Here is a 20596-nt window from a genome sequence, read left to right on the forward strand (position 1 = left end):
TTCGGTGTGGTCCAGGACACGTACGAAACGGTTTCGTTTCGCTGAGGGTGGGGGTATCTTCGTACTGTACGAAACCGTTTCGTTCGACAGGAGACCGGTCATGGCCCGCAGCAGGCTCACCCCAGAGCGTGAGTCCGAGCTGTACGGAGCCGTGCTCGACCTCCTCCGGGAGGTCGGCTACGACGCCCTCACCATGGACGCCGTCGCCGCCCGCACCCACTCCAGCAAGGCCACCCTCTACCGCCAGTGGGGGAGCAAGCCCGAGCTGGTCGCCCGGGCGCTGCGCGACAACAAGCCGGCCGATCTCTCGCAGATCGACACCGGCACGCTGCGCGGCGACTTCCAGGAACTCGTCGACCGGTCCGACGACTGTCAGATGGAGAGGGACTCCGCGCTGATGCGGGGTCTGGCCCATGCCGTCCACACCAACCCCGACCTGCACCGGGCGCTGCGCGAGCTGCTCATCGAACCCGAGATGAACGGCCTCGACGAAGTGCTGCGCCGAGCGGTCCGCAGGGGCGAGGTCGACGCCGGCAACCCGGCGCTGAAGCTCGTCCCGCACATGCTGATCGGTGCGTTCATCGCCCGTCCGCTGATCGACGACCAGCCGGTCGACCACGCCTTCCTCAAGACCTATGTCAACGCCGTGGTGCTCCCCTCACTCGGCGTCTAGAGCCCCTCCCCACGCAGCACCCGCAGTACCGCACCCCCCTGACGACGCACCGCTCCGCCGTCGGGCCGGCTCCCCATGCCCTGTCCCACCCCACACTGGGAGACGCCCCCGTGGCCACGTTCCTGTACAAGTTGGGCCGTTCCGCCTTCCGGCGCCGACGGCTCGTCGCCCTCCTCTGGGTGGCCCTCCTGGCGGTCGCCGGGATCGGCGCCGCCACCGCGCCCGTCGCGACCTCCAGCTCCTTCTCGATCCCCGGCACCGAGGCCCAGCGCGCCTTCGACCTGCTCGAAGAGCGCTTCCCGGGCGCCGGAGCCGACGGAGCCACCGCCCGCGTCGTCTTCAAGGCCCCCGAGGGCCAGAAGATGACCGACCCGGCGCACAAGGCCGTCGTCGAGGAGACCGTCGCCGCCCTGAAGTCCGGCTCGGACCAGATCGTCTCGGTCACCGACCCGTACACCGGGCGGGCCGTCTCCCAGAACGGCTCCACCGCCTACGTCTCCGTCGCCTACAAGGTCAACGCGATGGAGCTGACCGACGAGACGCGCGAGGCGCTGACCCAGGCCGGGCACAACGCGCAGGGCAAGGGGCTGACCGTCGAGGTCGGCGGTGACGCCCTCCAGACCATGCCGGAGACCGGCTCGGGCGAGATCGTCGGCGTCGTCATCGCCGGCATCGTCCTGGTCCTGACCTTCGGTTCGCTCGTCGCGGCCGGGCTTCCGCTGCTCACGGCGATCATCGGCGTCGGCATCGGCGTCTCCTCGATCACCGCGCTCGCGAGCGTGCTCGACCTCGGCTCCACCACCTCCACCCTCGCGATGATGATCGGCCTCGCGGTCGGCATCGACTACGCCCTCTTCATCGTCTCCCGCTACCGCGCGGAGCTGGCGGACGGCCGCGAGAAGGAGGACGCCGCGGGCCGCGCCGTCGGCACGGCGGGTTCCGCCGTCGTCTTCGCCGGACTCACCGTCGTCATCGCCCTGGTCGGCCTGGCCGTCGTCAACATCCCGATGCTGACGAAGATGGGCTTCGCCGCCGCCGGCACGGTCGTGATCGCCGTGCTGATCGCGCTCACCCTGATCCCCGCCCTGCTCGGCTTCGCCGGCGACAAGGTCATCGGCCGCAAGCAGCGCAAGGCCGCCGTGGCCGGTGCCGAGGGCGGCGCCGAGGGCGCGAAGAGCGACAAGCCGAACGGCGGCACCCGCTGGGCCCGCTTCGTCATCCGCCGCCCCGTCATGGTGCTGCTGATCGGCGTCCTCGGCCTGGGCGCGATCGCGCTGCCCGCCGCCTCCCTGGAGATGGGCCTCCCGGACGACGGCGTCAAGCCGACCTCCACCACCGAGCGCCGGGCCTACGACGCCCTCTCGGACGGCTTCGGCCCCGGCTTCAACGGCCCGCTGCTCGTCGTCGTGGACGGCGACAAGGCGACCGCCGACAGGACGGTCTCCACCATCAAGGGCCTCGAAGGCTGGGCCGCCGTCACCCCGGCGACCCCGAACAAGGCCGGCGACGCCGCGATGATCACGGTGGTCCCGAAGGACCGCCCGTCCTCCGGCGCCACCGAGACCCTCGTCCACGACATCCGGGACGCCACCGGAGACGACGTCCTCGTCACCGGGGCCACCGCGATGAACATCGACTTCTCGCAGAAGATGAACGACGCCCTGGTGCCGTACCTGGCCCTCGTCGTCGGCCTGGCCTTCCTGCTCCTGACCGTGGTCTTCCGCTCGATCCTCGTCCCGCTGAAGGCGGCCCTCGGCTTCCTGCTCTCGGTGGTCGCGGCCCTCGGCGCCGTCGTCGCGGTCTTCCAGTGGGGCTGGCTCGGCAGCCTCTTCGGGGTCGAGCAGACCGGCCCGATCATGTCGATGATGCCGATCTTCATGGTGGGTGTCGTCTTCGGTCTCGCGATGGACTACGAGGTCTTCCTCGTCACCCGGATGCGTGAGGCGTACGTCCACGGGGAGCGGCCCGGCGAGGCGATCGTGACCGGCTTCAAGCACAGCGCCCGGGTGGTCACCGCCGCCGCGGTGATCATGATCGCGGTCTTCTCCGGCTTCATCGGCATGACGGACCAGATGATCAAGATGATCGGCTTCGGCCTGGCCGTCGCGGTCCTCTTCGACGCCTTCGTGGTCCGCATGGCGATCGTCCCGGCCGTCCTCGCGCTGCTCGGCCACAAGGCCTGGTGGCTGCCGAAGTGGCTGGACCGGATCCTGCCGAACGTGGACGTGGAGGGCGAGGGTCTCGCCAAGGACACGCCCGCGGGCGGGGCGCCCGGCTCCAAGCCGGACCTCGTGAAGGTCTGATGCCCACCGCCTGATCCCGGGGTCTGGTCCCCGGGGTCACGCCACCTCTCGTGCGCCGTCAGCTCGTCGTCATCGACGGGCCGGCGGCGTACGTGTGTTTCAGGAACCGGGTCAGCGCCGTCGTGTCGAACTGGACGACCGTCACCACCCCGTCGTCCTTGTGGAGCTCGACGACCGTCTGGACGCGGCCGCAGGGCCAGACGCCTATGTCGCCGCGGCGGGTCGGGGCGCGCAGGCCGGTCTCCAGGAGGACGCGGGGGAAGGACCACTCGACGTCGCCGGGGAAGACGAAGCGGACGGTCGCGGGCGAGAAGCCGGGGTCGTAGCGGAGGTCGACGGGGACGGGGCGGGAGAGGGGGGCGTCGCTGATGATGCGCCCCCGTGCGTGGTCCTCGACCGCGAGGTCGGTGTCGCGGTCGACGGGGCGGGCGGCTTCGTGGTCGAGTGCGCGATCGTCTGCGGCAGCCATCGGGGGCTCCTCACCGTTTGTCCTCTTATCGACTAATGTCCCACTCCTTCCCGGCCGGCGCACGACCCATGCGCCGCTGTTCTGTGACCTGTGCGCTCTTGCAAGTGCTTTGCAGGAGCGCTCATCATTCAGGGCGTGCATGTACCTGACGGATTCATCAACGCCCCCGTATCGGTCGCCGCCGGTGTCGTCGCCGCCGGCGCCGTCGCCGTGAGCCTGCGCGGGGCACGGCGTGAGCTCGGGGGCACCTCCCGTGCCGGAGGCTACGGGGGAGAGCGGACCGCTCCGCTCGCCGGCCTCGTCGCGGCCTTCATCTTCGCCGTCCAGATGCTGAACTTCCCGGTCGCCGCCGGGACCAGCGGCCACCTCCTGGGCGGCGCGCTCGCGGCGATCCTCGTCGGACCGTGGACCGGCGTCCTCTGCGTCGCCGTCGTCCTGCTCATGCAGGGCATCCTCTTCGCCGACGGCGGCCTCACCGCGCTCGGCGTGAACATCACGGTCATGGGCGTCGTCACGGTCGTCGTCGCGTACGGGCTCTTCCGCGGCCTCGTCCTGCTGCTGCCCCGCACCCGCGCCTCGGTGACCGCGGCCTCCTTCGTCGCCGCGCTCGTCTCCGTACCGGCGGCGGCCGCCGCCTTCACCGCCCTCTACGCGGTCGGCGGCACCACCGACGTCCCGGTCTCCAAGGTCCTCACCGCCATGGTCGGCGTCCACGTCCTGATCGGCGTCGGCGAGGCCGTCATCACCATGCTGACCGTCGGCGCGGTCATCGCCGTCCGCCCCGACCTGGTGTACGGCGCCCGTGGCCTGACCGCCCCGCTCAAGCTGCGCGTCGGCGGCGAGCTGGTCGACGCGGCCCCGGCCGCCGAGCCCGCCACCGCCCCCGCCGGGTCCCCGAGGAAGCTGTGGATCGGCGGTGTCGTCACCGCGCTCGTCCTGGCCGGCTTCGTCTCCTTCTACGCCTCCGCAAGCCCCGACGGCCTGGAGAAGGTCGCCGCCGACAAGGGCATCGACAGCAAGGTCGAGGACCACGCGGCCGCCGACTCCCCGCTCGCCGACTACGGCGTCAAGGGCATCGAGACGGCCCGCCTCTCCGGCGGTCTGGCCGGCGCGATCGGCGTGGGCGCGACCCTCGCCGTCGGCACGGGGGCCTTCTGGGTCGTCCGCCGCCGCCGTACGCACACGGAACCCGGTACGCACGCGGAAACGACCGTCTGACATGGGAGCGGGCGGGGGTACCTCCCGTGCCGGAGGCCACGGGGGAGCCCACAGGCTCTACCGGCACGCGCGCTCGCCGGTCCACGAGCTGCCCCCGCACACCAAGCTGGCCGCGGTCCTCGGCTTCGTCGTGGTCGTCGTCTCGACGCCCCGCGAGGCCGTCTGGGCCTTCGCCCTCTACGCCCTGCTCCTCGCGGTCGTGGCGGCGAAGGCCCGCGTCCCGGCCGGCTTCCTGCTGAAGCGGCTGCTCATCGAGGTGCCGTTCGTCGCGTTCGCGCTGCTCATGCCCTTCGTGGTCCCCGGCGAGCAGACCACCGTCCTCGGGGTCTCGCTGAGCGTCCCCGGCCTGTGGGGCGCCTGGAACGTCCTCGCCAAGGGCACCCTCGGCGTCGCCGCCTCCGTGCTCCTCGCCGCCACCACCGAACTGCGCGAGCTGCTCCTCGGCCTCCAGCGGCTGAAGCTGCCCCCGCTGCTCGTCCAGATCGCCTCGTTCATGATCCGGTACGGCGACGTCATCACGGACGAGATGCGCCGGATGTCCGTCGCCCGCCGTTCGCGGGGCTTCGAGGCGCGGGGCGTCCGCCACTGGGGCGTCCTCGCCAAGTCGGCGGGCGCGCTCTTCATCCGCTCGTACGAGCGCGGGGAGCGGGTCCACCTCGCCATGGTCAGCCGTGGCTACACGGGCACCATGCCGGTCATCGACGAGGTGACCGCGACCCGCGCCCAGTGGACGTACGCGGCGGCGCTCCCGCTCACCGCACTTCTGATCTGCCTCCTGGGATGGACCCTATGACCGCCGCCCCCGCCCCCTCGCTGGACGTGCGCGGCCTCGCGTACGCGTACCCCGACGGCCACCAGGCCCTCTTCGGCGTCGACCTGACCGTCGGGCGCGGCGAGCGGGTCGCCCTCCTCGGGCCCAACGGCGCCGGCAAGACCACCCTCGTCCTCCACCTCAACGGCATCCTCACCGGCGGCGCGGGCACCGTAGCCGTCGCCGGGCTGCCCGTCGGCAGGAAGCACCTGGCCGAGATCCGGCGCAAGGTCGGCATCGTCTTCCAGGACCCCGACGACCAGCTGTTCATGCCGACCGTCCGCGAGGACGTGGCCTTCGGCCCGGCGGCCGCGGGTCTCCGGGGCGCCGCACTGGAGGCCGTCGTACGGAAGGCCCTCGACCGGGTCGGGATGGCCGAGTTCGCCGACCGGCCGCCGCACCACCTCTCCTTCGGGCAGCGCCGCCGCGTCGCCGTCGCGACGGTCCTCGCCATGGAGCCGGAGATCCTCGTCCTCGACGAGCCGTCGTCCAACCTGGACCCGGCCTCGCGCCGCGAGCTCGCCGACATCCTCCGGACGCTCGACGTCACCGTCCTCATGGTCACCCACGACCTGCCGTACGCCCTGGAGCTCTGCCCGCGCGCGGTGATCCTCAGCGACGGCGTCATCGCCGCCGACGGGCGGACCGGCGACATCCTCGCCGACGAGGAGCTGATGGCCAGGCACCGCCTGGAACTGCCGTTCGGCTTCGTACCGAGCTCGGTGGCCTGAGGCCCCGGAATCCGCCCCTCGCCCGCCGCGTTGCACCATGGGGAGTCGGATCGGCGAGTGAGGAGCGGTGACGTGGACGTCCGGGGCACGGTGGCGGCGGGCTGGGAGCCGGTCAGGGACGCGTTCCTGCGCAACTTCGAGCAGCGGGGCGAGCGCGGGGCGGCCGTCGCCGTCCACCGCGACGGCGAGAAGGTCGTCGACCTGTGGGCGGGCGCGAAGGACGTCGACGGCACGGAGCCGTGGACGGCCGACACCGCCCAGGTCGTCCGCTCGGCCACCAAGGGCGTCGCCGCCGCCGTACCCCTGCTTCTGCACCAGCGCGGGCTGCTCGACCTGGACGCCCCCGTCGCCGCGTACTGGCCCGAGTTCAAGGCGGCGGGCAAGGACGCCGTGACCGTGCGGCAGCTGCTCGCACACCGCGCCGGCGTCCCCGTCCTGGACCGGCCGCTCACCCTCGCCGAGGCCGTCGACCTGGAGACCGCGAGCCGCGCGGTGGCCGCCCAGACCCCCGTCTGGGAGCCCGGCACGGCCCACGGCTACCACGCCCACACCTTCAGCTGGCTGCTCTCCGGCCTGGTCCACCGGGTCACCGGCCGCACCATCGGCCGCTGGGTCGCCGAGGAGATCACCGCCCCCCTCCGCCTCGACCTGTGGATCGGGCTCCCCGACGCGGAGGCCCACCGGGTCGGCCGCCTGGGCCCCGTCGAGGAGATCGAACCGCCCGGCAGCGGCGCCCTGAAGCTCCGCCCCAAGCGCTCCGTCACCGAGGCGTACCAGGACCCGGACTCGCTGACCCGGCGTGCCTTCGGGGTCATCGACCCCAAGCCCGACGAGAACGACCCGGTCTACCGGGCCGCCGAACTGCCCGGCTCCGCCGGGGTGGCGACCGCCCGCGCCCTCTCCCGCTTCTACGCGGCCACCCTCGGCCCCGTGGACGGCGCCGAACGCCTCTTCACCCCCGACACCCTCACGCTCGCCCGGACCGAGGAGTCGGCGGGCGCCGACAAGGTGCTGCTGGTCGGCACCCGCTTCGGCCTCGGCCACATGCTGCACGGCCCGGCGTCCCCGCTCCTCGGCCCGTCGTCGTACGGCCATCCGGGCCGCGGCGGCTCGCTCGGCTTCGCCGACCCCGACGCCGGCATCGCCTTCGGGTACGTGACGAACGGCATGCGCAGGACGGTGACGGCGGACCCGCGGGCGCAGGCGCTGGTGAGGGCGGTCGGGTCGGTGGTGAACGGCGCGGTGTGAACCACCGCCGGCCGCACCGGCGTTCGTGGTCTCCCCGACCTGACATGCTCCGGGCGCGACCTGACATTCTGCGCTTCCGGCGCGCGGGCGGGTGATCATTCGAGCGCTAGCGTGTGCCCGCTCCACCGTTCGGTGGACCAGGCGCACGGGGGCGCATGTGATCGAGATCTCGTTGACGACGTCCGAACACGGGGCCCACGCCGGAGCCCTTCGGATCGCCGACAGCCGGCTGTGGGAGACGTTCGGCAGCATCGGGCTGCTGTCCGCCTACCGGGGGCTCGCGCCCTGGCCGTACACCAACTGGGGCCGGGCGGCCCGGCGTTCGCTGATGCGGGCCGACGTGACCGTGCCGGGGTGGCTCGTCCACCTCTTCCGGGCCGGCGGCGGCACCCTGCCGTCGTTCCTGCTGCCCGTCCCGTCCTCGGCCCGGCAGCCCGATCTGGCAGACGAGATCGCGCTGCTCCGCGAGGTGTCCCCGGCCCGGGTGCGTGAGGAGCTGGAGCGGTGGTTCCCGCAGGGCGTCCCCGTCGAGGTGCGCCCGCTGTACGCGGATCCCGGGGCGCGGATCGCCGACCTGTGCGCCTTCCTCCCGCGCTACGTGCGCGCCGCCCTCGCCCCGTACGAGGCGTCCCTGCGGACCGTCACGGACGACGACATCCTGCTCCGGGCCCGGGTGCTCGCCACCCAGGGCCCGGACCGCCTCCTCGGCACTCTCAACGGGGCCGTCTCGCGGCGCGGCGACGTCCTGCGCCTGCACACCGGACCGCCGGGCAGGATCGCGGTGAAGGCGGACATCTCCCGCATCGTCCTCGTCCCGCTGGTGTTCGGCCGGGGGGCGTCCCTCCTGGGCTTCGCTCCGAACGGCGTGGCGGCCGTGTCGTACCAGGCCGAGGGGGCCGCCGTCCTGGCGTGCGAGATCCGGCCCGGGCGGCGGGCCGGGGGACGGGCGGGCGGACGGGCCGACGAGGGGGCCGACGAACCGGCGCGCGGCGACCGGCTCGAGATCCTCCTCGGCCGCAGCAGGGCCGGGGTGGTCCGCGGCCTCGTCGCACCCACCACGACCTCGGACCTGGCGGCGATGCTCGGACTCGCGCCGAGCACGGTCTCCGAGCATCTGACGTCCCTGGTGGCGGCGGGCGTGGTGCGCCGGCGCCGGACGGGCGTACGGGTGCTGTACGAACTGGACGCCTCGGGTGTCGCGCTGCTCAGGCACCTGGACAACCGGCGTAGGGTCAACGCGCCGTCCTACGAAACCACTTGAAACATGCCGTACCGAGGAGGAACCCCCATGACCGCCGACGCCGTGACCGATGCCGTGACCGACGCGACGCCCGACCACGGGACGTACGAGAAGCTGCTCGCCCTGCTGGACGAGCGCGGAGCCGCGTACCGGGTGATCGAGCACGCCCCCGAGGGCGGCACCGAGGCGGTCAGCGCGCTGCGGGGGCACACGCTCGCCGAGGCGGCCAAGTGCATCATCGCCATGGTGAAGATCGGCAAGAAGGAGAAGCGCTTCGCGCTCGTCGTCGTCCCCGGTGACCGGCGGATCGACCTGAACGCGGTGAAGGCGCTCTACGGCGGCACGTACGTCTCCTTCGCGTCCCCGGAGATCGCGGAGGACCTCGCGGGTTCGCCGAGCGGCACGATCCTGCCGTTCGCGTTCGACGAGCGGCTGGAACTCCTCGTGGACCCCGCTCTGCTGACGCACGGGGAGTTCTACTTCAACGCCGCGCGGCTCGACCGCTCGATCGCCCTGTCGTCGGAGGACTACAGGGCGATCGCGGAGCCGCGCGTGGAGCGGGTCTCGACGGACTGACCCACGGGAGGCGTCAGGCCGCTCAGGCCATGGCGGGCGTCAGCGCCAGCAGCATGCCCAGTCCGACCAGCACGGCCCCGATGACCTTGTTGAGCACGGTCTGCCGCTGCAGCAGCCGGGACCGCAGGGCCTGGTTGGAGAAGAGGACGGCGGCGAGGCCGAACCAGACCAGGTGGGCGAAGGACATGAAGAGTCCGTAGCCGACCTGCTGGAAGACGGGGGTGTCGGCGCTGACGACCTGGGTGTACGTGCTCAGCACGAACAGCATCGTCTTCGGGTTGAGCGCGTTCGTCAGAAAGCCGGTGCGGAGCGCCCCGGCCTTCGAAAGGCCGCCGTCCTCCGAAAGGTCGATGTCCACCTGGGCCTTGGTGACGAACGTCTTGTAGCCGATGTACACCAGATATGCGGCGCCGATGAGTTTCATCGCCGTGAAAAGCATCGGCGTCCTGGAGACCAGAAGTCCGACACCCAGCATGGTGTAAGTGACGTGGACGAGAACGCCGAGCGCAATTCCGACGGCCGCGAGAACGCCGGCGGTCCTTCCGTACAGATAACTGTTGCGGACGGTCATCGCGAAATCCGCGCCGGGGCTGATGACAGCCAGAACGGTGATGACCGCCACGGCGATGAGCTGACCCATGTTCCCGACTTCCCGCCTTCTCGCTCACGTACTCACTCAAGGGGTGAGCGGGTGGGAGGGCCCGGGTCCGCGCGGACCCCGTCCCCTCCCACCCGCCCCTGACATCACGGCTTGTGACGGTAGGTGATGACCAGCACGTCGCGCGAGGCCGGGGCGGCGGGGTCGATCTGCTCGATCGGCGTGACGCCGTGGTAGACGCGCTCGTCGTTGACGAGGGCCACGTCGAGCGGGTCGGTGAGGGAGAACTTCTCGACCGGCTGCTTGTCCAGGTTGAAGACGGTGCTCTCGCCGCCGGTGGCGTTCGAACGGCCGACCATCGCCATCAGGACGAACGTGACACCGTCGCGGTGCACACCCTCCGGCGTGGGCAGGCCGACCTCCTCGCCGTCGACCTCGATGCGGAACTGGTGGGCCTCGATGTGCCAGCCCGAGTACGGGGCGAGGCGGCCGAAGATGTCGCAGCCGAGGGTGAGCAGGCTGTCCATGGTGCGGCCGCGCAGGATCTGCTCCTCGAACGGCTCGTAGTGCCGGGCCACGCCGCCGTTGAGGGTGTTGTAGTCGAGCCCCTGGTAGTGCGGCTGGTGCGCCTCGACGCGGTACTCGGTGCTCGCGCGGGGCGCGCTCAGGGTGGCGTGCCGACGACGGCGGTAGCGTCCGCCGTCCGCCATGTAGCTGTCGAGCGGCATCCGCGACCAGCTGTCGCGGAACGGCTCCAGGTCGTCGAGGGCGGTCTCGGAGCGCTGGAGGAGAAGCTGCTTCACCTTCTCGCCGGAGATCAGGTCGTAGCTCCGGGAGGAAAGGGACTCGGCGATTTCCTCGACACCGGACTGATACGTGGACATGGTTTTCCCCCTGATGAAAGCGTGGTCGTCGGCGAAGTAGATCGTGGTATTCGCGCCAGGGGTGTGTCAAAGTCTTTCGGCCCTGGCCGAATTGCCGTAGCTGCGCTTTCTTCGTGCTTATGGGCGGGGGTAATCGATGAACGGGATGTTACGGGGGGCTGGCGCGGCCCGGAGCCGGGTGCTGAGATCGGGCGTATGGACCTCAGGGAGCGCTTCGGCGGATACGCGGTACTGATCACGGGCGCGGCGCGCGGCATCGGCGCGGCGACGGCGCGACGGCTCGCGGCGGAGGGCGCGAGGGTCCTGGTCACGGACGTGGACGAGGCGGCGGCGCGGAAGACCGCGGAGGGGATTCCGGGCGCGGAGCACCGGCACTGCGACGTGGGCGACCAGTCGTCGGTGGACGAGGCGACGGCGTACGCGGTGGAGACCTTCGGGCGCCTGGACGTCCTCGTCAACAACGCGCTGGGCCCGGTGGCACCCGACCGGGACCGCTTCGAGGACGAGCCGGACGCGGTGTTCACCGTCCAGCACGACGTGACCTTCATGGGCGCGGTCCGCTGCTCCCGGGCGGCGCTGCCGCACCTGGCGGCGGCCGGCGGGCGCGGGGCGATCGTGAACATCGGCTCGGTCAACGCCGAGACGGACTTCGGCAACCACGCCTACAGCGCGGCGAAGGCGGGCCTCGCCTCGCTGACCCGCACGCTCGCGGGCGACGCGGCGGGGCGCGGGGTGCGGGTGAACCAGATCAACCCGGGCACGATCGCGACGTCGGCGTGGTCGGGCAAGGACCGCGAACTGAGGTCCCTGGCCGACCGGGTGTACCCGCTGTCGCGGGTGGGCGCCCCGGAGGACGTGGCGGCGGCGGTCGCCTTCCTGGCCTCGGCGGACGCGTCCTGGATCACGGGCACGGTGCTGCGCGTGGACGGCGGCCTGCTGGCGGTGAACACGCACTTCGCGGAGGTGCTGGGGGACTGAGGGGGAGCGGGTCGGCCCCTGCCGTGATCCACGGACGCGCTCCGGGGCCGTGCCGCCCTCCCGCCCCGGCTACAGCCGCCCCGCCCCGACCGCGGTCACGAAGGACGCCCAGGGCCCGTGTCCGAAGGAGAGGCGGGGGCCGGTGGGGGCCGTCTTGCCGTCGCGGACGGGGACGGTGCCGCGGGGGTCCTCCATGACCTCCACGCACTGGCCGTTCCCGCTGCTGTAGCTGCTGCTCCGCCACTTCGGCTCGGCCGGGTCGTGCTGCACCGCCCACACCCTCTCTCGGTCCTAATCTTCCGCAACCCTGGCCAGCAGCCCGGCGCTGTCGTCCGCCCCGAGGGCCACCGCCTGGAGGTGCTCGAACATCGACTTGTAGCGCCGGATCTCCGTCTCCGACTCCAGGAACAGGTCGCCGGCCGGGGTGTCCAGGTACACCAGCCCGGGATCGTCCGCGTGGGGGAAGTCCATGTGGACGAAGCTGCCCGTCATGCCGGCGTGTGCTCCCCTCTCGAAGGGGATCACCTGGAACGTGACGTGCGGCTCCGCCATCAGTTCGAGCAGATGCCGTGCCTGGCCGCGCATGACCTCGCGGCCCCCGACCGTGCGCCGCAGGGCCGCCTCGTCCACGATCGCCCGCAGCTGCAGGGGCTGTTCCCCGCTGAGGAGGGCCTGGCGCTCCATGCGCGCCTGGACGCGCTGTGCGACCTCCTTGCGGCTGGCCACCGGGAGGACGCCCCGGACGACCTCGGTGGCGTACTGCTCCGTCTGGGCGAGCCCGGGAACGAAGAGCGACTCGTAGTTGCGGACCGTCCGCGCCTCGGCCTCGAAGCCGATGTACGCGGTGTACTCCTCGGGCAGTTCCGAGTGGTACGGCCGCATCCAGCCCTGGTCGTTCGCCCCGCTCTGCAGGGCCAGCAGGTCGGCGCGGTGCGCCTCGTCGGCCCGGTAGGCGTCCAACAGGCCGACCAGTGTGCGTCTTTGGGGCCGCGCCCGTGATCTCTCGATCCGGTAGAGCGTCGCCTCGTTGATCCCGGTCCGCTGTGCGACGTCCTCGCGCGTGAGTCCGGCCTCGGCGCGGAGCCTCCTCAACTCCGCGGCGAGACGCCGGAGTCGGACGGTCGGCGGGTGGGGTCGCTTGGCCGGCATGTGATGCGGTCCCTTCTCTGCCGGGCGGTTGTCCGCGCGGGCGTGCGGTCACCGCTCCGGTCCTCGACTCGGGAACGCCGAGGGGGAGTTCGCAAGCCTTGCATTCTTCCCGCGCGCGTGGGCATGCTGTGATGGCGATCACGTGCCGTATCTCGACCGTAACGGTGAGTTGATCTTGCTGGTCCGTACGAGAAACAGCAAGACCCCCGCGACCGCGCGAACGGCCGGGGCGAGGCCACCGCTTCGAAGGAGCGTCGACGTGAGCATCCCTGGCGTCCGCCGTGCCGGCCCGGTCCGCCGACTGTTACCGGCCCCGCCGGGGCGCCGCCCGGCCGTACGGGCGGTACCGGCCCCGCCGGCCGCGGAGGGTGGGGCGAGGTGAGCGCGGCGGGGGCGTACCACCGGACCGCCCGGCGGCCCCGGCTCTGGGCGTTACGGCCCGACCGGACGGGCAGCGGGACCATCACCGAGGCCGAGTGCACCACCTGCCTGGACGGCTCCGGCGCGGCGGACGACGGGCGGGGGCCCGCCGTCTGGTGCCTCTCCCACGCCCAGGCCACCGGTCACACCGGCTTCCGCCGCATCCGTACGGACTTCTTCCGCGCGTCCTGGGACGGCCAGGCCCCCGGCGCGGGCACGGGCATGGGCGTCGGCGTCGGCTGACGCCGTCCGTCACCCGGCCGTCCCCGCGCACCCGCCGCCCGTCACCCGGCCGTCCCCCCCCCGCACCGGGCCGCCCCTGTCTCATCCGGCGTGCAGCATCAGTCCGATGCCTGCCGCCATCAGGCCCGCCGCCGCGACCCTCGGGCCGCCGAAGCGTTCCTTGAAGAACAGGGCTCCGATGGCCGCGCCCACGATGATCGAGGACTCGCGCAGCGCCGCGACCGGGGCCAGCGGCGCCTTCGTCTGGGCCCAGAGCACCAGGCTGTACGCGGCCACCGACAGGACCGCGCCCAGCAGACCCCGCCCCGCGTACGGGCGGAGCTGGGGGAGCAGGGCCGCCCGGCGGGTCCAGAGGGCGTACGCCGGGATCGCCGTGCCCTCCAGGACCATCAGCCACGCGATGTAGCCCAGCGGCGTGCCGGAGGCGCGGACGCCGACACCGTCCACCACCGTGTACAGGGCGATCGACAGGCCCGTCGCGCCCGCCGCGAGCAGCGCCGGCCAGTGGGGGCGCGCCCCCTTGCCCCGGATGCCCCACAGGGCGAGGCCCGTCAGGCCCGCGCACGCCACCGCGACGCCCAGCAGCTGCCAGCCGTCCGGTATCTCGTCCACGAAGACCGCCGCGAGCGCCGTCACGGCCAGCGGGGCCGTACCGCGCGCGATCGGGTACATCTGGCCGAAGTCGCCCAGGGAGAACGAGCGCATGAGCAGCACCATGTAGCCCACGTGCAGCAGCGCGGAGGCCGCCAGGTACGGCCACGCCTCCGCCGCGGGCAACGGTACGAAGCAGGCCGCGACCAGGCCCATGAGGGCGCCGCCGCCGGATATCAGCGTGAACGAGATCAGCTGGTCCTTGATGTGGTGCGCCAGTGCGTTCCAGCTCGCGTGCGTGACGGCGGCGACCAGGACGGCCAGCGTGACGAGCGGCGTCATGCCGCGGGCTCGCGGACGTCCACCAGGGTTCCGCCGGCGTGCGCCACCAGCGACTTCGGGTCGAGGGCGAAGACCGTGTGCGGGTTGCCCGCCGCCGCCCACACCAGCGCGTGGTCGAGCAGGCCCCGGTCGGCGAGGACCCGGGTCCGGGTGCGGTGCCCGAACGGCGGGACGCCCCCGATCGCGTACCCGGTCGTCTCCCGGACGACCTTCGCGTCCACCCGGGTCACCTTCCCGGCGCCCAGCTCCGCCCGTACCCGGTCGACGTCCACCCGCGAGGCGCCGTCCATCAGGACGAGGACCGGGACCCCGTCGGCCGCGAACACCAGGGACTTCACGATCTCCGACACCTCGCAGCCGATGGCCTCGGCGGCCTGCTGCGCGGTACGGGTCTCGTCCGGGAAGCGGCGGACCTCGACGTCGAGCCCCAGTTCCTGGAGTGCGGCGGCGAACCGGGGATGGGCGAGGGCTGTGCTGTCGTCAACGGTCATGGCCCGCACGCTAGCGGTCGTTGTACGGGCCATGCGACCGGGTTCCGAGGGGCGGGTCAGCCGGCCCGCAGCACCTTCGCCACCACCGGGCCCGCCGAGTCGCCGCCGTGGCCGCCGGACTGGACGACCGCCGCTGCCGCGAGGTCGCCGGAGTAGCCGGTGAACCAGCTGTTGGAGTCCTCCTGGTTGTCGACCTCGGCGGAGCCGGTCTTCGCGCCCTTCGGGGAGGCGAGTCCGGACATCGCGCGGACCGCGGTGCCGTCCGGTGCCGTCGCGGCCGCGTTCATCATCGTGCGCAGCCCCCTGGCGACCTCGGCGGAGAGCGGTTCGGCCGTGGCGAACTCGCGGTCGTCGAGGTCCCGCGCCACCAGGTAGGGCTGGAGGAAGCCGCCGTTCTTCACGGTCGCGGAGAGCGAGGCGACGTTCAGGGCGCTCATCGTGATCCTGCCCTGGCCGATGTACGAGGCGGGCGTCTCGCTGCCGGCCGACTCGGGGACGCTGCCGTCCGCCGCGGTCACGCCCACCTGCCAGACCTGACCGATGCCGAAGGAGTCGCGGGCGGTGTCGCCGAGGGCGGTGTCCGCGATGCCCTTGTCGCTGAGGGTGCTGATCGCCTTGATGAAGGCGGTGTTGCAGGACCGGCGGAACGCCTGGGTGAGGGTGCCGTCGGTGATGCTGAACCTGTCGAGGTTCTGGAAGGTCCGCCCCCTCGACAGGACTTCGGAAGGACACTCGACCTTGGTGTCGGGCGTCGCCAGGCCGTTCTGCAGCATCATCGCCGCCGTGACGATCTTCATCGTCGAGCCGGGGGCCTGGGCTCCCTGGAACGCGACGTTGAACTCGGTGGCGGGGCTGTTGGCGACCGCCCGGATCGCACCCGTCGACGGCTCGATCGCGGCCACCGACGCGTTCCCGTAGGCCTTGACGGCCTTCTCCGCCGCCGCCTGGACGTCGGCGTCGATCGTGGTCTTCAGCCTGCCCGGCTTCCCCTTGGACAGGACGAGGAGGGTGGAGTCGGGCACGGACGCGCTGCCCGAGTCGATCCAAGTCTCGATGCCGCTCTCTCCGCCCGCCTTCGCCCCGTACCGCTGGCGCAGGGTGTCCAGGACGGGCCTCAGCGAGGGGTACTTCGCGGCCGTCAGCTCGGCGCCGTTCCGGTCGACCGCCTTCACGGGGGCCGTCTTCGCGACGCCCGTCCGCAGCGTGGCGCCGGTGGTGAGGAGTTTCGGGTGGAGCACGGACGGCGCCCACTTCACCAGTGCCCGGCCGGTGGCCTGCCCCCGGACGACGGTCAGCCGGGAGGTGTACGACCAGGGCTTCGACACGTCCTCGTACGTGATCGTGGCGTTCACCGTGAACGGCACGGTCGTCCCGGCCGGCGTCCCCGGCGTGATCACCGCCTTCGTGATGCGCGCGCCGTCGTGGTAGGCCGCCACCGCCGGCCCGGCCGCGACCGGGTCGTTCGTCAGCTGCCCGGCCTTCTCCGGCTCCCCGGCGGCCCAGGCGGTGAGGAAGTCGCGTGCGGCGGTGGTCACCTCCTCGTCCGTGACGGGCCCCGTTCTCGGCGCTTCGGCGGAGTTGGACCGCGGTGACTTCTCAGCGCCCATGACGCCGTTCCAGAGGTTGTAGCCCCCGTAACCGACACCGCCCGCCACGACGACGAACACGCCCCCCACGATCGCGACCTTGGCTCCACTGCGCATGGCTGCGCTCCCCTCCCCGTGTGAACCCACGAGTCAAGCAGCGCCCCATGCGTGTGTCGAGCACCTTCCGGCCTCTCCGTCACACAGGGAGCCGGGCGTCAGCCCTGGGGAAGCTCGATGTGCGCCTCCGCCGGCGGGAGCGGCGGCGTGTAACGGGACTCGGCCTTCGCGGTCGGGGTCAGATCCCGGTGGATCACCTTGGAGACGGCCTGGATCGTGTTCACGCCGTAGGTCATGGAGCTGTTGCCATCGGTGAGCACGGTGATGGTGTAGTCGTGGCCGCCGCCCTGGAAGGCGCCGATGCTGTGCACACGCCAGCCGCGCGTGGCGCGCTGCAGCCAGCCGTTCTTGACGTGCTTGGACACGGAGGAGGGCGCGCCGGCGGGGGTCCCCCACTTCTGCGAGGTGACGACCTGCCCCATGAGCTTGAGGACGTAGGCCCGGGCGTTGTCGCTCAGGACGGTGTTCCTGGCGGTGATCAGGGAGAGCAGCCGCTGCTCGTCGGTGACGTTGATCCGGGTGAGCCCCCAGTAACCGCCGGACCCCGGCACCGTCCGCGTCATGCCGGCCGCAGCCAGGAAGCCCTTCACCTTGGTGACGCCGAGCTGGTTCCACAGGGAGGTGGTGGCCGCGTTGTCGGACCTGGTGATCATGGCGGTGGCGAGGGTGGTCTCGCGCGAGGTCAGGTGCCGGCCGGTCTTCTTGGCGTCCCAGAGGAGCGTGGCGAGGACGGTCACCTTCACGACGCTGGCCGAGTCGTACGAGGTCGTGCCGCGCAGGGTGCAGGTGGTGTTCGTGGTGCGGTCGCGCAGGCCGACGGCGACGGTTCCGGCGCGGGTGGCGAGGGCGGCGGTGATGTCCCTCTGCAGCTTGGCGGCGAGCCCCGGCCGGCTGGACGTGCAGCTGACCTGCGGCGCGGTCGCGGCTGCCGCGGGCGCCGCGCCCGCGACGACGGGTAGCAGCATTCCGACGGCGGCCGCGGTCGTGAGCACGCGGCCGCGCACGGATATGTGGTGAGTCATGTGGGTCCCCCTGGAAACGAAGCGAACGCGCGTACGGCGCACTCGCCTTGTACGACTCCTGAGCGTGCGGATGGTTGTACGAATCCGCCGAAGGCAAGCGAGAGGGCGCGACCACCGGTCGCGCCCTGTCACTGCGATTCCCCCGCTACACCCAGGTGTCGAGCCACATCCGGTTCCGCCACTGGTCCAGCGGAATCGGCGTGCCGGTGTAGATCGGCCAGAAATAGATGAAATTCCAGACGATGAGAAGAACGATGCAGCCCGCCGCCACCGCGCCGAATGTGCGGCGTCGTTCCGACGAACCCGCGGGGCCGACGATCGCACCCAGCATCATCGCCACCGCCAGACACAGGAACGGAACGAAGACCACCGCGTAGAAAAGGAAGATGGTGCGCTCCTGGTAGAGGAACCAGGGGACCCAGCCGGCCGCGATGCCGCAGGCGATCGCGCCCGCGCGCCAGTCGCGGCGGAAGGCCCAGCGCCACAGCACGTACAGGATCGCGAAGCAGGCGGCCCACCACAGGAGCGGGGTGCCGAGGGCCAGGACCTCGGCCGCGCACTTCTCCTTCGTGGAGGCCGGGCAGCCGCCGGTGCCGGGCGCGGGGGACTCGTAGAAGTAGGAGACCGGGCGGCCGAGGACGATCCACGACCACGGGTTCGACTCGTACGTGTGGGGCGAGGTGAGGCCCACGTGGAAGCTGTAGACCTCGGACTCGTAGTGCCAGAGGCTGCGCAGCCACTGCGGCAGCCAGCCCCAGGTCCCGCCGCCGTCCAGCTTGTCCTGGTCGGCGGCCCAGTTCCGGAAGTAGCCCTTGTCGCTGACGATCCAGCCGGTCCACGTCACCAGGTAGGTGGCGATCGCGACCGGGACGACCGACACGAACGCCGGGACCAGGTCCTTCCTGACCACGGCGAGGTACGGGCGGACCGCGCCCGCCGTACGGCGCCCGCCGACGTCCCACAGCACCGTCATCAGGCCGAAGCCCACCATGACGTACAGGCCGTTCCACTTGGTGGCCGCCGCGAGGCCCAGCATCACACCGGCCGCGATCCGCCACGGCCGCCACCCCAGGCGCAGGGTCTCCGCGATCTCCGCGTCCGGCCGCAGCACGCCCTCCTCGTCCTCCGGGAGCGCGCCCGCGAGCCGCTTCCGGGTCCGGTCGCGGTCCAGGACCAGGCAGCCGAAGGCCGCCAGGACGAAGAACATCAGCACCTGGTCGAGGAGCGCCGTACGGCTCATCACGAAGTGCAGTCCGTCGACGGCGAGCAGCAGACCCGCCAGACAGCCCAGGAACGTGGAGCGGAAGAGCCGCCGGCCGATCCGGCACAGCATCAGGACCGACAGCGTGCCGAGCAGCGCCACCATGAAGCGCCAGCCGAACGGCTCGAAGCCGATCAGCTTCTCGCCGGCGCCGATGACCCACTTGCCCATCGGGGGATGGACGACATAGCCGGGATCGGTCGGCACCAGGACCGCGCCGGGGTCGCTGAGGACCGTCTTGTCGATGTCCTTCGGCCACGCCCCCTCGTACCCCTGGTTGATCAGGGCCCAGGAGTCCTTGGCGTAGTACGTCTCGTCGAATATCACCGCGTTCGGCTTGCCCAGGTTCCAGAACCTGAGCAGCCCCGCGACCGCCGTGACCAGGAGCGGACCGCCCCACGCCATCAGCCGCCACAGCCGCTCGGACCGGTCGGGGCCGATGCCGAGCAGCGACATCACGCGCTTGGACGGGCGGACGTACGAGGGGACGAGCCGCTCCCGCAGCCCGATGGGGGCGGCGCTTCCGGCGGGCGGCACATAGCCGAAACGCCGAAGCCGCTGGTGCCACGAAGAGGGCTCTGCCACGGGCTCTGCCATGGGGTGCTGGCCTTCCAGGGCCTCGGGTGCGGTACTGGTCACCGCGCCATCGTAGGGAACGCGCCTGTGCGCGTCGCCTCTCCGGGCTGGGAGGATGGGCCGTGTGACAGGAACGCTGGTACTCGCAGGGACCCCCATCGGTGACATCGCGGACGCTCCGCCCCGACTCGCCACCGAACTGGAGAACGCGGACATCGTGGCCGCCGAGGACACCCGGAGGCTGCGCGGACTGACCCGTGCCCTGGGCATCCACACGACGGGCCGGGTCGTCTCCTACTTCGAGGGGAACGAGTCCGCCCGTACGCCGGAGCTGGTCGAGGCCCTCGTCGGCGGCGCGCGTGTCCTGCTCGTCACCGACGCGGGCATGCCGTCCGTGTCGGACCCCGGCTACCGGCTCGTCGCCGCCGCCGTCGAGCAGGACATCAAGGTGACGGCCGTCCCCGGCCCGTCCGCCGTCCTCACCGCGCTCGCCCTCTCGGGCCTGCCCGTGGACCGCTTCTGCTTCGAGGGCTTCCTGCCCAGGAAGGCGGGCGAGCGCCTCGGCCGGCTCCGCGAGGTCGCCGACGAGCGCCGCACCCTCGTCTACTTCGAGGCCCCGCACCGGCTCGACGACACCCTCGCCGCGATGGCCGAGGTCTTCGGCGCCGAGCGCCGTGCCGCCGTCTGCCGCGAGCTGACCAAGACGTACGAGGAGGTCAAGCGCGGCCCGCTGGCCGAGCTCGCGGCCTGGGCGGCCGAGGGCGTACGGGGCGAGATCACCGTCGTCGTCGAGGGCGCCCCCGAGACGGGACCGGCCGAACTCGACGCCGAGGAGCTGGTGCGCAGGGTGCGGGTGCGCGAGGAGGCGGGCGAGCGACGCAAGGAGGCGATCGCCGCGGTCGCCGCCGACGCGGGGCTTCCCAAGCGCGAGGTGTTCGATGCCGTCGTGGCGGCAAAGAATGCGGCTGGACCGGGCCCCGGAAACGGTAAAGGACTAACCTGAAAGGCAAAGCCGAACCCGGCGCGGGGACCCATGACAGGGCTCTTGGCAAGGGAACTGCCAAATGCC

Annotated in this window: 21 protein-coding genes; 11 read left to right on the forward strand and 10 right to left on the reverse strand. The window is 72.0% G+C overall.

The annotated features are described in order from the left end of the window. Positions 1-100 precede the first annotated feature (100 nt). Together ACIP84_RS28340 and ACIP84_RS28345 are read left to right on the forward strand one after the other, a co-directional pair. Positions 101-673 carry a TetR/AcrR family transcriptional regulator gene (locus tag ACIP84_RS28340; protein WP_209495253.1) on the forward strand — a complete coding sequence of 191 codons (573 nt, stop codon included), beginning with the start codon at positions 101-103 and terminating at the stop codon, positions 671-673. A gap of 110 nt (positions 674-783) precedes the next feature. Continuing rightward, positions 784-2976 carry an MMPL family transporter gene (locus tag ACIP84_RS28345; protein ID WP_355964023.1) on the forward strand — a complete coding sequence of 731 codons (2193 nt, stop codon included), beginning with the start codon at positions 784-786 and terminating at the stop codon, positions 2974-2976. 58 nt (positions 2977-3034) lie between these two features. Here ACIP84_RS28345 and ACIP84_RS28350 read toward each other — a convergent pair whose 3' ends face one another. Next, positions 3035-3445: an SsgA family sporulation/cell division regulator gene (locus ACIP84_RS28350; protein WP_355964021.1), complete on the reverse strand. Its 411-nt coding sequence runs from the start codon at positions 3443-3445 to the stop codon at positions 3035-3037. A gap of 135 nt (positions 3446-3580) precedes the next feature. On the opposite strand from ACIP84_RS28350, the gene ACIP84_RS28355 reads away from it, so the two are divergent. The 6 genes from ACIP84_RS28355 (at position 3581) to ACIP84_RS28380 (ending at position 9269) form a co-directional block, all read left to right on the forward strand. Beyond that, positions 3581-4663 (forward strand): energy-coupling factor ABC transporter permease, encoded by a 1083-nt coding sequence (locus tag ACIP84_RS28355; protein WP_401801446.1) that lies wholly within the window; start codon positions 3581-3583, stop codon positions 4661-4663. A 1-nt stretch (position 4664) separates the two neighbouring features. Next, entirely contained in the window at positions 4665-5456 is a 792-nt protein-coding gene (gene cbiQ / locus ACIP84_RS28360) for a cobalt ECF transporter T component CbiQ (RefSeq protein WP_401801449.1), read from the forward strand. Then, positions 5444-6205, forward strand: coding sequence for an energy-coupling factor ABC transporter ATP-binding protein (locus tag ACIP84_RS28365; protein ID WP_401801452.1), 762 nt, complete (start codon positions 5444-5446; stop codon positions 6203-6205). Before cbiQ ends, ACIP84_RS28365 begins: the two co-directional genes overlap by 13 nt. Before the next feature lie 72 nt (positions 6206-6277). Next, positions 6278-7453 carry a serine hydrolase domain-containing protein gene (locus tag ACIP84_RS28370; RefSeq protein WP_355964013.1) on the forward strand — a complete coding sequence of 392 codons (1176 nt, stop codon included), beginning with the start codon at positions 6278-6280 and terminating at the stop codon, positions 7451-7453. Positions 7454-7625: 172 nt separating this feature from the next. Then, positions 7626-8714 (forward strand): helix-turn-helix domain-containing protein, encoded by a 1089-nt coding sequence (locus ACIP84_RS28375; RefSeq protein ID WP_401801454.1) that lies wholly within the window; start codon positions 7626-7628, stop codon positions 8712-8714. 27 nt (positions 8715-8741) lie between these two features. Then, the gene (locus ACIP84_RS28380; protein ID WP_355964010.1) at positions 8742-9269 is read left to right on the forward strand and encodes a YbaK/EbsC family protein; all 528 of its coding nucleotides are present in this window, start codon (positions 8742-8744) and stop codon (positions 9267-9269) included. Between the two features lie 22 nt (positions 9270-9291). On the opposite strand, the gene ACIP84_RS28385 is transcribed toward ACIP84_RS28380, so the two are convergent. Continuing rightward, on the reverse strand, positions 9292-9909 hold the full coding sequence (locus ACIP84_RS28385) for a LysE family transporter (protein WP_355964009.1): 618 nt from the start codon (positions 9907-9909) through the stop codon (positions 9292-9294). Positions 9910-10013: 104 nt separating this feature from the next. Next, positions 10014-10751 (reverse strand): 2OG-Fe dioxygenase family protein, encoded by a 738-nt coding sequence (locus ACIP84_RS28390; protein ID WP_401801458.1) that lies wholly within the window; start codon positions 10749-10751, stop codon positions 10014-10016. Between the two features lie 195 nt (positions 10752-10946). Between ACIP84_RS28390 and ACIP84_RS28395 the strand changes: the two genes are divergently transcribed. Next, positions 10947-11729 (forward strand): SDR family oxidoreductase, encoded by a 783-nt coding sequence (locus tag ACIP84_RS28395; RefSeq protein WP_355964005.1) that lies wholly within the window; start codon positions 10947-10949, stop codon positions 11727-11729. A 69-nt stretch (positions 11730-11798) separates the two neighbouring features. On the opposite strand, the gene ACIP84_RS28400 is transcribed toward ACIP84_RS28395, so the two are convergent. Then, the gene (locus ACIP84_RS28400; protein WP_401801460.1) at positions 11799-11999 is read right to left on the reverse strand and encodes a DUF397 domain-containing protein; all 201 of its coding nucleotides are present in this window, start codon (positions 11997-11999) and stop codon (positions 11799-11801) included. Positions 12000-12020: 21 nt separating this feature from the next. Beyond that, positions 12021-12878, reverse strand: a complete 858-nt coding sequence (locus ACIP84_RS28405; protein WP_401801462.1) for a helix-turn-helix domain-containing protein — start codon at positions 12876-12878, stop codon at positions 12021-12023. A gap of 378 nt (positions 12879-13256) precedes the next feature. Between ACIP84_RS28405 and ACIP84_RS28410 the strand changes: the two genes are divergently transcribed. After that, a complete protein-coding gene (locus ACIP84_RS28410) occupies positions 13257-13541 on the forward strand; it encodes a hypothetical protein (RefSeq protein WP_355963999.1) in 285 nt (94 codons plus the stop codon). A gap of 81 nt (positions 13542-13622) precedes the next feature. Here the strand turns inward: ACIP84_RS28410 and ACIP84_RS28415 are convergent, their stop codons facing one another. From ACIP84_RS28415 to ACIP84_RS28435, 5 genes are all read right to left on the reverse strand, one after another. Further along, on the reverse strand, positions 13623-14474 hold the full coding sequence (locus ACIP84_RS28415) for an EamA family transporter (protein ID WP_401801464.1): 852 nt from the start codon (positions 14472-14474) through the stop codon (positions 13623-13625). Beyond that, complete coding sequence (locus tag ACIP84_RS28420; protein WP_401801467.1) at positions 14471-14965, reverse strand: YbaK/EbsC family protein; 495 nt, start codon at positions 14963-14965, stop codon at positions 14471-14473. The genes ACIP84_RS28415 and ACIP84_RS28420 overlap by 4 nt, the downstream gene beginning before the upstream one ends. 56 nt (positions 14966-15021) lie before the next feature. Next, complete coding sequence (locus ACIP84_RS28425; RefSeq protein WP_401801469.1) at positions 15022-16668, reverse strand: penicillin-binding transpeptidase domain-containing protein; 1647 nt, start codon at positions 16666-16668, stop codon at positions 15022-15024. Between the two features lie 98 nt (positions 16669-16766). Continuing rightward, entirely contained in the window at positions 16767-17690 is a 924-nt protein-coding gene (locus tag ACIP84_RS28430) for a serine hydrolase (protein WP_401801472.1), read from the reverse strand. Between the two features lie 145 nt (positions 17691-17835). Beyond that, on the reverse strand, positions 17836-19590 hold the full coding sequence (locus ACIP84_RS28435; RefSeq protein WP_355963993.1) for a phospholipid carrier-dependent glycosyltransferase: 1755 nt from the start codon (positions 19588-19590) through the stop codon (positions 17836-17838). A gap of 52 nt (positions 19591-19642) precedes the next feature. Between ACIP84_RS28435 and rsmI the strand changes: the two genes are divergently transcribed. Then, positions 19643-20530 (forward strand): 16S rRNA (cytidine(1402)-2'-O)-methyltransferase, encoded by an 888-nt coding sequence (gene rsmI / locus ACIP84_RS28440; protein WP_189833481.1) that lies wholly within the window; start codon positions 19643-19645, stop codon positions 20528-20530. The last annotated feature ends 66 nt before the right edge of the window (positions 20531-20596 follow it).

It is taken from the genome of Streptomyces sp. NPDC088707 (genome assembly GCF_044752725.1).
Taxonomy (GTDB): Bacteria; Actinomycetota; Actinomycetes; order Streptomycetales; family Streptomycetaceae; genus Streptomyces.

Coding starts and splice junctions, on each gene's coding strand:
- ACIP84_RS28340 (WP_209495253.1), top strand. CDS start 101: ATGGCCCGCAGCAGGCTCACCCCAGAGCGTGAGTCCGAGCTGTACGGA.
- ACIP84_RS28350 (WP_355964021.1), bottom strand. CDS start 3,445: ATGGCTGCCGCAGACGATCGCGCACTCGACCACGAAGCCGCCCGCCCC.
- cbiQ (WP_401801449.1), top strand. CDS start 4,665: ATGGGAGCGGGCGGGGGTACCTCCCGTGCCGGAGGCCACGGGGGAGCC.
- ACIP84_RS28365 (WP_401801452.1), top strand. CDS start 5,444: ATGGACCCTATGACCGCCGCCCCCGCCCCCTCGCTGGACGTGCGCGGC.
- ACIP84_RS28380 (WP_355964010.1), top strand. CDS start 8,742: ATGACCGCCGACGCCGTGACCGATGCCGTGACCGACGCGACGCCCGAC.
- ACIP84_RS28385 (WP_355964009.1), bottom strand. CDS start 9,909: ATGGGTCAGCTCATCGCCGTGGCGGTCATCACCGTTCTGGCTGTCATC.
- ACIP84_RS28390 (WP_401801458.1), bottom strand. CDS start 10,751: ATGTCCACGTATCAGTCCGGTGTCGAGGAAATCGCCGAGTCCCTTTCC.
- ACIP84_RS28395 (WP_355964005.1), top strand. CDS start 10,947: ATGGACCTCAGGGAGCGCTTCGGCGGATACGCGGTACTGATCACGGGC.
- ACIP84_RS28405 (WP_401801462.1), bottom strand. CDS start 12,878: ATGCCGGCCAAGCGACCCCACCCGCCGACCGTCCGACTCCGGCGTCTC.
- ACIP84_RS28415 (WP_401801464.1), bottom strand. CDS start 14,474: ATGACGCCGCTCGTCACGCTGGCCGTCCTGGTCGCCGCCGTCACGCAC.
- ACIP84_RS28420 (WP_401801467.1), bottom strand. CDS start 14,965: ATGACCGTTGACGACAGCACAGCCCTCGCCCATCCCCGGTTCGCCGCC.
- ACIP84_RS28425 (WP_401801469.1), bottom strand. CDS start 16,668: ATGCGCAGTGGAGCCAAGGTCGCGATCGTGGGGGGCGTGTTCGTCGTC.
- ACIP84_RS28430 (WP_401801472.1), bottom strand. CDS start 17,690: ATGACTCACCACATATCCGTGCGCGGCCGCGTGCTCACGACCGCGGCC.
- rsmI (WP_189833481.1), top strand. CDS start 19,643: ATGGGCCGTGTGACAGGAACGCTGGTACTCGCAGGGACCCCCATCGGT.